The following is a 12,656-nucleotide window of genomic DNA, read 5'->3' as shown; positions in this document are numbered from 1 at the left end:
GTCCGGACGTTCCGCGAACCTTGACCTGCATCAAGCCCGCGCTCCGCACCCCGGCGCAAAATCACCCGGAACTCGACGCAAATCAATGAAAACGGAAAACATCAAGGTCGCCTGCTCCAACTGCAACCTGCGTGAGCTGTGCATGCCCATCGGCCTGCAGCCGGGCGACCTGCAACGCATCGACGACATCGTCGCGACCCGGCGAAAGGTCCGCCGGCGCGAGACCCTCTTTCGCAACGGCGAGCCATTCACCTCGCTCTATGCGATTCGCACGGGCGTCTTCAAGACCCGCGTGACGAGCGAGGACGGGCGCGACCAGGTCACCGGCTTCCAGATGGCGGGGGAGATCATCGGGCTCGACGGCATCGTCAACAACCAGCACACGTGCGATGCGGTCGCACTCGAAGATGCAGAAGTCTGCGTGATGCCCTTCGACCGCATCGAGGAACTCTCGCGCGAAGTCACTGCGCTGCAGCGGCACGTGCACCAGATCATGAGCCGCGAGATCGTGCGCGAGCATGGCGTGATGCTGTTGCTCGGCAGCATGCGAGCCGAGGAGCGGCTCGCCGCCTTCCTGTTGAACCTCGCGCAGCGGCTTCATGCGCGCGGCTTCTCGGGCTTCGAACTGGTGCTGCGCATGACGCGCGAGGAAATCGGCAGCTACCTCGGCCTCAAGCTCGAAACCGTGAGCCGCACGCTCTCGAAGTTCATGGATGACGGCATCGTCGATGTCCAACAACGCAACCTGCGAATCCTCGATCCAGATTCGCTCCGACGCCTGGTCAATCCTCCGTCCTGATTCCTCGCTCGGGCATCGACAACAGCAGCGTGAGCGCGCTTGCTTTCAATCCAAACCTCATCCTAGACCGCGCCTCGCGTGCTGTCGCGAGCACAGGTAACACATCCCCGCGGCGGCGGTATGCTGGACTTCGCCGCATGACGAAGAGCGCTGGGGCAACGAGACGCTGCCGCTGCCCGGCGGCCACTTCCGACAGACGCCCAAGGAACTGATGTAGCGCAACGTCCTGTACAAGGGCACACTGCGCACACCAACTGGCGGCTCGTCGACCTCGGCATCGCGCCTGATCACACGGCAAGGAAGCAACATGCCTCGTACCGCACCCATCCCGCAGCCCAAGGGCGATCCCTTCATCGGCAACCTGCGCTCGATCGACGGCGACGCGCCGATCCAGGGCTTCATGCGCCTGGCGCGCATCCATGGCCCGATCTTCCAACTCGAGGTCTTTGGCAGCCCGATCATCATCGTCAGCTCGCAGGAACTGGTGAACGAGTTGTGCGACGAGGCTCGCTTCGACAAGCGGGTCGCCGGTGCGCTGAAGAACATCCGCGACTTCGCCGGCGACGGCCTGTTCACCGCCAAGACCGACGAACCCAACTGGGCCACGGCGCACCGCCTGCTGATGCCGGCGTTCGGTCCGATCGGCATTCGCGGCATGTTCGATCGCATGCTCGACATCGCCGATCAGATGCTGACGCGCTGGGAGCGCTTCGGCTCCGAGAGCGTGATCGAGGTCACCGAGGACATGACACGGATGACCCTCGACACGATCGCGCTGTGCGCGTTCGACTACCGCTTCAACAGCTTCTACCAGCGCGAGATGCACCCCTTCATCGGCGCGATGGTCGATGCGTTGGCCGAGGCCGGCGCGCGCACGCGACGCCCGGAGCTCGCCAGCAAGCTGCTGCTGCGCAAGCGCCGCGGCTACGAAGACGACCTCGAGCTGATGCGCGAGGTGGCCGACGCGCTGATCGCCGAGCGCAAGCGCGACCCCGAGGCGGCGCAGAAGAAGGACCTGCTCGGGCTGATGCTCCAGGGGCGCGACCCCGTCACCGGTGAAGGCCTGTCCGACGAGAACATCCGCTACCAGCTCATCACCTTCCTCATCGCCGGGCACGAGACGACCAGCGGAATGCTGTCGTTCGCGACCTACTTCCTGATCAAGAACCCGCAAGTGCTGCTGAAGGCTCGCGCCGAGGTCGATGCCGCACTGGGCGAGGAGATGCCGCGGCTGGAGCACATGGGCCGGCTGCGCTACATCGAGCAGGTGCTGATGGAGAGCCTGCGCATCTGGCCGACCGCGCCGGCGTTCCAGTTGCGCGCGCGCGAAGACACCGTGATCGGCGGGCGCTACGCGATCGGTCGGCGCGACACGCTGATGGTGCTGACGCCCATGCTGCACCGCGACACCCAGGTCTGGGGCGACGATGTCGAAGCTTTCCGTCCCGAGCGCTTCGCGCCCGAGGCGATGGAGAAGCTGCCGCCGAACGCGTGGAAGCCGTTCGGCAACGGCCAGCGCGCCTGCATCGGCCGGCCGTTCGCGATGCAGGAGGCGGTGCTGCTGATCGCGATGATCCTTCAGCGCTTCGACCTGATCGAGGACGACCCGTCCTACCAGCTCTCGGTGGCCGAGACGCTCACCTTGAAGCCGCACGGCTTCCGCATCCGCGTCAAGCGCCGCGGCAGCGCGTCGTTCAAGCCGCGCAGCGCGGTCGGGTTGCAGACGGCCGCCAGTCCGGTGCAGGCAGCGGCGGCCCCGCGCGCCCCCGGAGAGCAGGCCACGCCGCTCCTGGTGCTGTTCGGCTCGAACACCGGCTCGGCCGAAGCGTTTGCGGAGCGCATCGCCAGCGACGCAGCGTCGCAGGGCTATGCGCCTCAGGTGGCGCCACTCGATGACCACATCGGCAAGCTGCCGACCGAGGGCGCCGTCGCGATCATCGCTGCCTCGTACGAAGGCCAGCCGCCGGACAATGCGCGCCAGTTCGCTGCCTGGCTCGACACGCTCGCGCCGGGCGCGTTGAACGGCGTGCGCTTCGCGGTGTTCGGCTGCGGCAATCGCCAATGGGCACGCACCTACCAGGCGGTGCCCAAGCGCTTCGATGCAGCGCTCGAAGCCGCCGGCGCCGTGCGCATCAGGCCGCGGGGCGAGGCCGACGCCGGTGGCGACTTCTTCGGCGCCTTCGACGAATGGTATGGCGGGCTGTGGTCCGACTTCGGGAGCGCGCTGGGCAAACAGGTGCAGGCCGCGCCGACAGGCACCCAGTTGCAGGTCGAGCACATCAAGGCCGGCCGCACGGCGATCCTGCGCCTGGGCGACCTGCAGCACGGCGAGGTGATCGAGAACCGCGAACTGGTCGACATGGCATCGCCGCTCGGCCGCTCCAAGCGCCACATCGACATCGCGTTGCCCGAGGGGATGAGCTACCGCGCGGGAGACTACCTGGCGGTATTGCCGCACAACCCGATCGGGAACGTGATGCGGGCGCTGAAACGCTTCAACCTCGCCTCCGACAGCCAGATCGTGATCCGCAAGCCCGAGAGCAGCCTCACCTCACTGCCGGTGGACTACCCCGTCAATGCGAGCGAAGTGCTGTTCCACTATGTCGAGCTGGGGCAGCCGGCCACGCGCGGCCAGGTGGCGACGCTGGCGGCGGCCACGCGCTGTGCGCCCGAGAAGGCCGAGCTGAGCGCGCTGACCGAGGAAGACGCCTACCAACGCGACGTGCTCGGCAAGCGCGTCAGCGTCCTCGATCTGCTCGACCGCTACGCCGCGTGCGAGTTGGGCCTGGCCGCCTTTCTCGAGATGCTGCCGGCGGCGCGAGCGCGCCAGTATTCAATCTCGTCTTCCCCACTGTGGAATGCGCAGCGCTGCACGATCACCGTCGCCGTCGTCGATGCCCCGGCACTGTCGGGCCAGGGGCGCTACCAAGGCATGGCGTCGACGCATCTGGCGAGCTGCACGCCGGGCACGCGCGTCGCGATCGCCGTGCGCTCGTCGAACGACCACTTCCATCCGCCCGCCTCACCCGAGATGCCGATGGTGATGGTCTGCGCAGGTACCGGACTCGCGCCGTTTCGCGGCTTTCTCCAGGAGCGCGCCGTGCAGGCGCGCAACGGGCGCAGCGTCGGGCCGTCGCTGCTGTTCTTTGGCTGCGACCATCCCGACGTCGATTTCCTGTACCGCGACGAGCTGGCCGCGTGGGAAGCCGACGGCGTGGTCAGCGTTCGTCCCGCGTTCTACAAGGCACCCGAAGGCGACGTGACTTTCGTGCAGCATCGCGTCTGGAAGGACCGCGCCGACGTGGCCGAACTGTTTCGCAAGGGTGCGCACGTCTACGTCTGCGGCGACGGCCGCCACATGGCGCCGGCGGTGCGCGAGACGTTCACGCGCATCTACATGGAGGCGGTCGGCGCGACGGCCGAGCAAGCCGAGGCGTGGATCGACAAGATCGAGCGCGAGACGGGCCGCTATGTGTCCGACGTGTTCGCCTGATCGCCTGATCGCCATCCAAGGGAAATCCCCCAAGCCGATGGGCCTCGGATACGTCTCCAGCCGCCTCGAGCTGGCGTATCGTGGCGGCGAACAAGGAGGCCTCCCCGTGACCCCTACCCCTGATGGCCCGGAACAATTCGCCCATGCCAACGGCGTCGAACTGTGCTGGGACAGCTTCGGCGATTCCGCCGCCCCGCCATTGCTGCTGATCATGGGTCTTGCCGCCCAGATGATCGCGTGGGACGACGCGTTCTGTGCCGCGCTTGCGGACGCCGGCGGCTTTCGCGTGATCCGTTTCGACAACCGCGACATCGGCCGCTCCAGCCACCTCGCGCACCTGGGCGTGCCGGACGTCATGGCGCTGATGGCGCTTGCCCTGGCGGGCAAGCCGCTGACAGTGCCCTACACGCTGCGCGACATGGCGAACGATACGGCCGGCCTTCTCGACGCGCTCAAAATCGCGCGCGCCCACATCGTCGGCGCCTCGATGGGCGGCGCCATCGGGCAGGAACTGGCCCTGCACCATCCGCAGCGGATGCTCTCGTTCACGAGCATCATGTCAAGCACCGGCGACCCCGCCCTGCCGCCGCCCACGTCCGAAGCGATGGGCGTGCTGTTCACGCCATCGCCCAACACGCTGGAAGCCTACCTGCCGCACTACGCCAGGACCTGGAGCGTGCTGCGCGGCCCGGGCTTTCCGGAAGACGAGGCCCGCGACGCCGAGCGAGCCCGCGCCGTCTTCGCGCGCGGCATGAATCCGCCCGGCGTGGCGCGCCAGCTGGCTGCCATCTTCGCTTCGGGCAACCGCAAGCCCGCGCTGCGCGAGGTGCGGGTGCCCACGCTGGTGATCCACGGCGACGCCGATCCGCTGGTGCCGGTCGAATGCGGCATCGATGTCGCCGCGGCCATTCCAGGCTCCAGGCTGCTGCGCATTCCGCGCATGGGTCATGCGTTGCCGATCTCGATGTGGCCGCAGATCATCGAGGCGATCGTGGAGCACGCGGCATTGCATCGGGGCGGCTGATTCGCGGAAGAAGTGATGCCCAAGGGGACCATGTGAACCTGGCGGCGGACGACTGGACTGGAGCGCGGTTTGTCGATGCAGGCGGCCAAGGCGACGGCGGGATGCTCCGTCGCGATGTTCTCCAATTCGATGGAGCTGATCCATCCGCCGCCACTTTTGATCACGTCCTTCGCGCGTTCAGTGATGCGCATGAAACCGTCTCGGTCGATGGTTGCCACGTCCCCGGTTGGGAACCACCCATCAACCAATGGAGAACTGTCCGCGCCGAGGTAGCGCTCAACGATCCAGTGACCGCGCACCATCAACTTGCCTGTGGCCGTGCCGTCCCAAGGCAACTCCGCGCGCACCGGGAAGTCGTCCAAGTGACCTTCCTGAGCTGCTGGGCCCCGACGCCTTCAAGGTTATCGGCGCCTGCGCGAGAAGTGCATTGATCGCCTGAGCTCTGAATTGGAGAAGATTTGCGATCGGCTGTACCACCTGCCCGAGTTGAATTCGGAGTGCTGACCTTCCCCTTTGCAGCCGTTGATCATCAACGCGGTGAGGTCCGTCCAATTTCAATCGCCGGCACTCGGAATGGCTGCAATGTCTTGCCGGTCCCCAAGCAAGCGAACCACATCCAGATGGTCCTCGGTTTCGAAGTAAAGCCACTGCATGGGGAACCCCGCGACGCGCCACGACCGCAAACCGGCGATCTCGCACGACTGCCCCAGTCGCGGCGAGCCCATCGCCGGCATACGCTGAATCGGTTTCAGTGCCGCAAGTGCCGCGTCGAACATCCGCTCGCCCAACGCCCTCCCGTTCAAGTCGACTCCCAGCGATGCTTGAAGCTTGACCTGCATCAAGGTCGCCTGCTCCAACTGCAATCTGCGCGAACTGTGCGTGCCGTCAATCCTCCTTGCCAATTGCCAGCGCAGACATGAAAAAGCGCCTCGCGACACATGCCGCGAGGCGCCTCAAAAATGACCGACCGCGAAACTTACTTCTTGTAGTTCGCGATGCCGTCCATGATTTCCTTCTTGGCGGCGTCGATGCCTTCCCAGCCCAGCACCTTGACCCACTTGCCGGCTTCGAGGTCCTTGTAGTGCTCGAAGAAGTGCGTGATGGCCTTCAGGCGCATCGGGTTCACGTCCTCGACCTTCTTCCAGTGGCTGTAGATGGGCAGCACCTTGTCGGTCGGCACGGCGAGCACCTTGCCGTCGACGCCGGCCTCGTCTTCCATCATCAGGATGCCGATGGGCCTGCACGGCACCACCACGCCGGGCACCAGCGCGTAGGGCGTGATGACCAGCACGTCGACCGGGTCGCCGTCGCCCGACAAGGTCTGCGGCACGTAGCCGTAGTTTGTCGGGTAGTGCATCGCGGTCGTCATGAAGCGGTCGACGAAGATCGCGCCCGACTCCTTGTCGACTTCGTACTTGATCGGATCGGCGTTCATCGGGATCTCGATGACGACGTTGAAGGCTTCGGGGGCGTCTTTACCGGGGGAAACTTGGCCGAGGGACATGGTGCGTGTCTTTGGAGTAGTTGAAAGTGTTGTTCGCAGGATGCGGAAAAACCCGAAGTTTACTTTCCATGTCACGGCGCAGTCGCACAGAAAGCGGCATTTGCCTGTAAATTGATCCCGTTGGCCAATCGGCCCCTGCCTTCGCGGCACCGGGGCTTCGAGGAAGCAACGCGGCGGAAGCACTGACCCGTACGCGTTGCGCACAGGTCGAGCTTTCGTCTCCACAAGTTACGACGAACTACTGGAGAAGCAAAGGCATGACTGGCAACACCCCTCTCGTCCTCGCCATCGTCTGCGGCCTCGTGGCCGTGGCCTATGGATTCTGGGCGCGCAGCTGGATTCTTTCGAAAGACCCGGGCAACGCACGAATGCAGGAGATCGCAGCCGCGATCCAGACCGGCGCGGCGGCCTACCTCGCGAAGCAGTACCGCACCATCGCCATTGTCGGCGTGGTGCTTGCGATCCTGATCGCCGTTTTCCTGGACGTGACCACGGCAGTGGGCTTCATCATCGGCGCGGTGCTCTCGGGCGCCTGCGGCTTCATCGGCATGAACGTCTCCGTGCGCGCCAACGTGCGCACCGCGCAGGCCGCCACCAAGGGCATCGGCCCGGCGCTCGACGTGGCGTTTCGCGGCGGCGCGATCACCGGCATGCTGGTCGTGGGACTGGGCTTGCTGGGTGTCTCGGCCTTCTACTGGTTTCTTGCGGGTAACGGCGCCCTGACGCCGGACAAGAGCCTTGCGAGCCTGCTCAACCCACTGATCGGCTTCGCCTTCGGCTCCTCGCTGATCTCGATCTTCGCGCGGCTCGGCGGCGGCATCTTCACCAAGGGGGCCGACGTCGGCGCCGACCTGGTGGGCAAGGTCGAAGCCGGCATCCCCGAGGACGATCCGCGCAACCCGGCCGTGATCGCGGACAACGTGGGCGACAACGTCGGCGACTGCGCCGGCATGGCAGCCGACCTCTTCGAGACCTACGCCGTGACGCTGATCGCGACCATGGTGCTCGGTGCGCTGATGGTGACGGCCGCGCCGGTCAATGCGGTGATGTATCCGCTGGCCCTCGGCGGCGTGTCGATCATCGCGTCGATCATCGGCTGCTTCTTCGTGAAGGCCTCGCCGGGCATGGTCAATGTGATGCCGGCGCTCTACAAGGGTCTCGCGGTCGCGGGCATCCTGTCGCTGATCGCGTTCTGGTTCGTGACGAGCTGGTTGATCCCCGACAACGCGATTGCGGCCACCGGAAGTCAGCTCAAGCTGTTCGGCGCCTGCTTCGTCGGGCTGGCGCTGACTGCCGCGCTGGTGTGGATCACGGAGTTCTACACCGGCACGCAGTATTCGCCCGTGCGCCACATCGCGCAGGCTTCGACGACGGGCCACGGCACCAACATCATCGCGGGCCTCGGCGTGTCGATGCGGTCCACGGCCTGGCCGGTGATCTGCGTCTGCATCGCAATCCTTGCTGCCTACACGATGGCGGGTCTCTACGGCATCGCCGTGGCGGCGACGGCGATGCTGAGCATGGCCGGCATCGTGGTCGCGCTCGATGCCTACGGCCCCATCACCGACAACGCCGGCGGTATCGCCGAGATGTCGGAAATGCCGGCCAGCGTGCGTGACATCACCGACCCGCTCGATGCGGTCGGCAACACCACCAAGGCCGTGACCAAGGGCTACGCGATCGGCTCCGCGGGGCTCGCGGCCCTGGTGCTCTTTGCAGACTACACGCACAAGCTCGAAGGCTACGGCCTTGCGATCGACTTCAACCTGAGCGACCCGATGGTGATCGTCGGCCTGTTCATCGGCGGCATGATCCCCTACCTGTTCGGCGCCATGGCGATGGAGGCCGTCGGCCGCGCGGCCGGCTCGGTGGTGGAGGAAGTCCGCCGCCAGTTCCGCGAGATCAAGGGCATCATGGAAGGCACCGCCAAGCCCGAGTACGGCCGTGCGGTGAGCATGCTGACCGGTGCGGCGATCAAGGAAATGATGATCCCGTCGCTGCTGCCGGTGGTCGTGCCGATCCTGGTCGGCCTGGTGCTCGGCCCGAAGGCGCTGGGCGGTCTGCTGATGGGCACCATCGTCACCGGCCTGTTCGTCGCGATCTCCATGTGCACGGGCGGAGGCGCCTGGGACAACGCCAAGAAGTACATCGAGGACGGCCACCACGGCGGCAAGGGCTCGGAGGCGCACAAGGCCGCCGTCACCGGCGACACCGTGGGCGACCCCTACAAGGACACGGCCGGGCCGGCGGTGAATCCGCTGATCAAGATCATCAACATCGTGGCGCTGCTCATCGTGCCGCTGGTGGTGAAGTTCCATGGCGGCGATGCGAGCGCCATGACCAAGCCGGCCGAGACACCTGCTCCGATCACCGCGCCCGCCGCGCCGTCCGCCCCTGCCGCCGCGCCCGCTGCGGACGCGGGTGCGTCGATCAAGTCAGAAGGCGGCGTGGTCAAGTTCTACTTCGCCACCAGCAGCGCCGAAGTGCCAGCAGGCGCGAACGAGGCCCTGTCCGACATCGTCAAGAACGTGCAGGCCGGCGGCCATGTGGTGGTGAGCGGCTTCCACGACGCCACCGGCGATGCGGAGAAGAACGCCGAACTCGCCAAGCAACGCGCGATGGCGGTGGGCGCCGCGCTCAGGATGGCTGGCGTGCCCGATGACAAGGTCGAACTTGCGAAGCCCACGCAAGCCCAGGGCGATGGCCCGGCGGCGGAAGCGCGGCGCGTCGAAGTGAAGGTGCAGTAGCCAATAGCGCGCCGTGGCCTGGCCCCGGCGCGCAGCGGCCTCGGTCAGTTCAGGCTGACCGAGCGCGTTGGCAACGCGCCCTGCTCGGCCCGCAACGGCACGCCCTGGAGGGTGTCGAAGTCGGACGGCGCCTCGGGAACGCGCATTTCCTCGAGTTCGTGCAGCGATGCCACCCAGCGGCCGGCCGCCGAATCCGCGGGCTCGTCGTTGGTGAAGATGCCGTCGCGGATGTAGAAGGTCTCGCCGGCAGGCCGCTCCAGGTGGAGTTCGATCAGCCGCGCGATCGGGAAGGTGTAGGTGACCAGCTTTTCCTTCGTCTTGCGGTCCTTGGCGCCGCAATTGAAAAAGCCTTCGGCAGCAATCACGATGCACGAACCGTCGACCGAGCTGTCGATGTCGACGCCGCATCGCCATACGGCGGTCGGCATGCGCACGCGGACCTTGTCGATGACGAGGTCGCGCTGCTTGTTCAGCGAATTCAACGGTGGCACCAGCGACCGCAGTTGCCGCAGGCGCTCCGCGAAGTTGTCGTCGATGCAGAACTCGACGTGATGCGTCGCACCGCCGGAGCGCTTGACGACTTGCATGATGACGTGGCGTTGGCGGCTCACAGGGCCCGTCCTTTCGCATTGAATCGACGCAGGCCCGGGGCTTGGAGAGTCATCGAATTCATCGGGATCATTTGAATCGACCGTTAGTTAGAACTTTGGCATTGATGCAATTATTCGCATCAATTGTTTCCAACTGTAGTTCGAATTCTTCCGATTTGGTAGGCGGTACGAAGTACTAATCGGGCGGCCCGAGCAGGCTGCCAGAGGGCAAAAAAAGGGGGCTCAACCGCCCCCGTTTGCCACTAGTTCGTCGAGCGCCTTGCACGAAGGCGCGCAAACCGTCTGCGATTTGCCGAGCAATTGCCGCGTTCGCATCTGGGAACGCACGCGGTGCTTTCCGCACATGAAACACGACATCGTTGCGCCGCTGAACGACGCCGAAGCGCGAAATGGCGAGCCGGAGGCCTTGGCCTTGTAGCGCAGGCCGTCTTCCAGGACGGTGGTCTTGACTTCAGTCTTACTCATGGGCGGTTTCCGGGCCACGCTTCATCGCGCGCTCGATGGCGCTCTTGGCGGCCATTTCGGCGGACAGGGACACGTCGAGCGCAGTACGGCACAGGCCGGCGTACTGGTAGTTCAGGTTTTCGTACACCTCGGCGGCGGCGGGATAGGCGTCAAGCAATTGACCGAGTTGAGCACCCGGTTCCACATCGCGGAATTCATCGACCAGATGCATCACGACGGAACGGTATTGCTCGGCGCCGACGGGCTCAGGACTGTGCTCGAGCCGCTCCAGGAGTTGGGCCAGCACGTGCGTCACAGCCAGGTCGGTCTTGTGCGCAGGGGTATGTGTAGCGTTCATGCGGAGCATGTGGGGCGGCGGCGCCGAATTGCAAGGAAAGGATGCCGTAGTGACCATCCTGAGGATTACAACAGCATTTCAGGAACGATTGGCGCGATCAGCGAGTTATAGAAACGCTGAAAAAAGCCCGCTTCCGGTTCCGAGGTCAGGATGATTTCCTTTTCGCCGTCGGTGGTGAGCCATTGCAGCGCGCCGGTTTCCTTGTCCAGCCGCAGGCGATAGGAATTCTGGAGCTTGCTGACGTTGATGACCCGCAGCATTTCCCGCGCAAGTTGCGGGCTGTCGGCCACCACGCCCATTTCGGTGTTCTGGGTCGCCGATCGCGGGTCGAGATTCATGGAGCCGATGAAGATGCGCTGCTTGTCGATGGCCGCCGTCTTGGCGTGCAGCCGGCCGAGCGAATTGCCGAACATGCCGAAGCGCTCGTTGGCCATGGTGCGTTCAGGACTCAGCTCATAGAGATCGGCGCCGCTGGTGAGCAGGCGTTCGCGATAGCGCGCATAGCCCGTGTGCACGAGCGGCTCGTCGTTGGCGGCGAGCGAATTGGTCAGCAGCGTGAGCTTGACCTTGCGCCGCGACAGATCCTCGAAGGCCGCCATGCCCTTCTCACCCGGCACCAGGTAAGGCGAGGTCAGGTCCACCTCGATCTTCGCTTGCATCAGCAGGCCCCAGACTTTCATGGTCACGCTGGTTGCCAGCGCCTCGTCAGCGTTCATGTATGTGGGTTTGCTCGGTGGATCGGCAACGGCGTGCGCCTCGCCCCACAGGAGGCCCATGCGGCCGCCGTCCAGTTCCTCTGCAATCGGGCCGTAGCCAAGGATGTCCACGGGCGGAAGGTCGAGCTTCGGCGCCGGTGCCGACATGCCGATCCAGTTGTCGAAATCCTCCGCCGTCGGCTTGCGCCCCCGCGCGCCGCGCACGATGTCCTCGATCGGCCAGACCTGCTCCGCATTCCAGAAGGCGTCGAAGACCGATTCGAGTTCTGCGACCACCTTGCCCACGACGACGGCATCCATGTCGATGAAGTTCTGCGACTGGCTGAGCACGAAATATTCGTCCGCGATGTTGCGTCCGCCCACCACCGCCATGACGCCATCGGCGATGAAGAGCTTGTTGTGCATGCGGTGGTTGAGACGCGGGATGTCCTGCGGCGATGCGGCGAAGCGCGACACGAAGCCGTCGCGACCGCAGCAGAACGGATTGAACAGGCGCACCTCCACGTTCGGCGTCTGCGCGAGCTCGAGCAGCGGCTGCTGGCTCTTCGCGGTGTAGAGATCGTCGACCAGTACCCTCACCTTCACGCCGCGCGCGGCCGCCTCGCGCAGGGCGCGCATCAGCAAGCGACCAGTACCGTCGTTTTCAAGCTGGTAGTACTGCACCACGAGCGACTGCTGTGCCCGATGCGCGAGCTGGATGCGGGCGTCGAGCGAATAGACGCCCAGCGGCATCAGGCGGAAGCCCGAATGCTCGCCGGGTGGCGTCGAATCGGCCACGATCCTTGCGAGGCGGGTGGACGGGTCCGGCCGCGCCGCGTGCTCTTCCGGCCGCTCATGCATCTGCGGCAACGAACCGCAGGCGCTCAACGCGGCAATCCCGGCACACAGGCAAGCGGCACGCAGCCAGCGTGTCATTGCGAAAGTCATCGTCTGTTCCCCTCGTCTGTTGTAGCGAATACG

10 protein-coding genes and 1 pseudogene are annotated in these 12,656 nt (G+C 65.4%); 4 read left to right on the top strand and 7 right to left on the bottom strand.

Going from position 1 to position 12,656, the window contains the following annotated elements:
- Positions 1 to 85 precede the first annotated feature (85 nt).
- The 3 genes from fnr (at position 86) to AC1DHL_RS09060 (ending at position 5,316) form a co-directional block, all read left to right on the top strand.
- Complete coding sequence (gene fnr, locus AC1DHL_RS09070) at positions 86 to 799, top strand: fumarate/nitrate reduction transcriptional regulator Fnr (RefSeq protein WP_478161776.1); 714 nt, start codon at positions 86 to 88, stop codon at positions 797 to 799.
- A gap of 307 nt (positions 800 to 1,106) precedes the next feature.
- Positions 1,107 to 4,292 carry a bifunctional cytochrome P450/NADPH--P450 reductase gene (locus tag AC1DHL_RS09065; protein ID WP_478161775.1) on the top strand — a complete coding sequence of 1,062 codons (3,186 nt, stop codon included), beginning with the start codon at positions 1,107 to 1,109 and terminating at the stop codon, positions 4,290 to 4,292.
- 106 nt (positions 4,293 to 4,398) lie between these two features.
- Positions 4,399 to 5,316 (top strand): alpha/beta fold hydrolase, encoded by a 918-nt coding sequence (locus tag AC1DHL_RS09060; protein WP_478161774.1) that lies wholly within the window; start codon positions 4,399 to 4,401, stop codon positions 5,314 to 5,316.
- 74 nt (positions 5,317 to 5,390) lie between these two features.
- Here AC1DHL_RS09060 and AC1DHL_RS09055 read toward each other — a convergent pair.
- From AC1DHL_RS09055 to ppa, 3 genes and pseudogenes are all read right to left on the bottom strand, one after another.
- Positions 5,391 to 5,654: pseudogene (locus tag AC1DHL_RS09055) on the bottom strand (long-chain fatty acid--CoA ligase); the annotation flags it as partial.
- A 216-nt stretch (positions 5,655 to 5,870) separates the two neighbouring features.
- Positions 5,871 to 6,155, bottom strand: coding sequence for a type II toxin-antitoxin system RelE/ParE family toxin (locus tag AC1DHL_RS09050; RefSeq protein ID WP_478102426.1), 285 nt, complete (start codon positions 6,153 to 6,155; stop codon positions 5,871 to 5,873).
- Between the two features lie 137 nt (positions 6,156 to 6,292).
- Complete coding sequence (gene ppa / locus AC1DHL_RS09045; protein WP_478102424.1) at positions 6,293 to 6,820, bottom strand: inorganic diphosphatase; 528 nt, start codon at positions 6,818 to 6,820, stop codon at positions 6,293 to 6,295.
- A gap of 257 nt (positions 6,821 to 7,077) precedes the next feature.
- Here ppa and AC1DHL_RS09040 point away from each other — a divergent pair, with 257 nt between their 5' ends.
- On the top strand, positions 7,078 to 9,567 hold the full coding sequence (locus AC1DHL_RS09040) for a sodium-translocating pyrophosphatase (protein WP_478161773.1): 2,490 nt from the start codon (positions 7,078 to 7,080) through the stop codon (positions 9,565 to 9,567).
- 44 nt (positions 9,568 to 9,611) lie between these two features.
- Here the strand turns inward: AC1DHL_RS09040 and AC1DHL_RS09035 are convergent, their stop codons facing one another.
- The 4 genes from AC1DHL_RS09035 to AC1DHL_RS09020 form a co-directional block, all read right to left on the bottom strand.
- Positions 9,612 to 10,178 carry a hypothetical protein gene (locus AC1DHL_RS09035; RefSeq protein ID WP_478102420.1) on the bottom strand — a complete coding sequence of 189 codons (567 nt, stop codon included), beginning with the start codon at positions 10,176 to 10,178 and terminating at the stop codon, positions 9,612 to 9,614.
- A 222-nt stretch (positions 10,179 to 10,400) separates the two neighbouring features.
- The gene (locus AC1DHL_RS09030; protein ID WP_478102418.1) at positions 10,401 to 10,643 is read right to left on the bottom strand and encodes a hypothetical protein; all 243 of its coding nucleotides are present in this window, start codon (positions 10,641 to 10,643) and stop codon (positions 10,401 to 10,403) included.
- Positions 10,636 to 10,980 (bottom strand): hypothetical protein, encoded by a 345-nt coding sequence (locus tag AC1DHL_RS09025; protein ID WP_478102416.1) that lies wholly within the window; start codon positions 10,978 to 10,980, stop codon positions 10,636 to 10,638. The genes AC1DHL_RS09030 and AC1DHL_RS09025 overlap by 8 nt, the downstream gene beginning before the upstream one ends.
- Positions 10,981 to 11,045: 65 nt before the next feature.
- Positions 11,046 to 12,623 carry a phospholipase D-like domain-containing protein gene (locus AC1DHL_RS09020; protein ID WP_478102414.1) on the bottom strand — a complete coding sequence of 526 codons (1,578 nt, stop codon included), beginning with the start codon at positions 12,621 to 12,623 and terminating at the stop codon, positions 11,046 to 11,048.
- Positions 12,624 to 12,656: the final 33 nt, after the last annotated feature.

The sequence above is a fragment of the Variovorax sp. 10L426 genome, from assembly GCF_056395305.1.
Note: the sequence above shows the minus strand (reverse complement) of the source record. Positions and strands in the feature narration are given on the sequence as shown.

What these genes read in the sequence shown, in the direction of transcription:
- AC1DHL_RS09030 (WP_478102418.1), bottom strand. Translation starts at nt 10,643, where the DNA reads ATGAGTAAGACTGAAGTCAAGACCACCGTCCTGGAAGACGGCCTGCGC.
- AC1DHL_RS09020 (WP_478102414.1), bottom strand. Translation starts at nt 12,623, where the DNA reads ATGACTTTCGCAATGACACGCTGGCTGCGTGCCGCTTGCCTGTGTGCC.
- AC1DHL_RS09065 (WP_478161775.1), top strand. Translation starts at nt 1,107, where the DNA reads ATGCCTCGTACCGCACCCATCCCGCAGCCCAAGGGCGATCCCTTCATC.
- AC1DHL_RS09050 (WP_478102426.1), bottom strand. Translation starts at nt 6,155, where the DNA reads ATGCAGGTCAAGCTTCAAGCATCGCTGGGAGTCGACTTGAACGGGAGG.
- ppa (WP_478102424.1), bottom strand. Translation starts at nt 6,820, where the DNA reads ATGTCCCTCGGCCAAGTTTCCCCCGGTAAAGACGCCCCCGAAGCCTTC.
- AC1DHL_RS09040 (WP_478161773.1), top strand. Translation starts at nt 7,078, where the DNA reads ATGACTGGCAACACCCCTCTCGTCCTCGCCATCGTCTGCGGCCTCGTG.
- AC1DHL_RS09025 (WP_478102416.1), bottom strand. Translation starts at nt 10,980, where the DNA reads ATGAACGCTACACATACCCCTGCGCACAAGACCGACCTGGCTGTGACG.
- fnr (WP_478161776.1), top strand. Translation starts at nt 86, where the DNA reads ATGAAAACGGAAAACATCAAGGTCGCCTGCTCCAACTGCAACCTGCGT.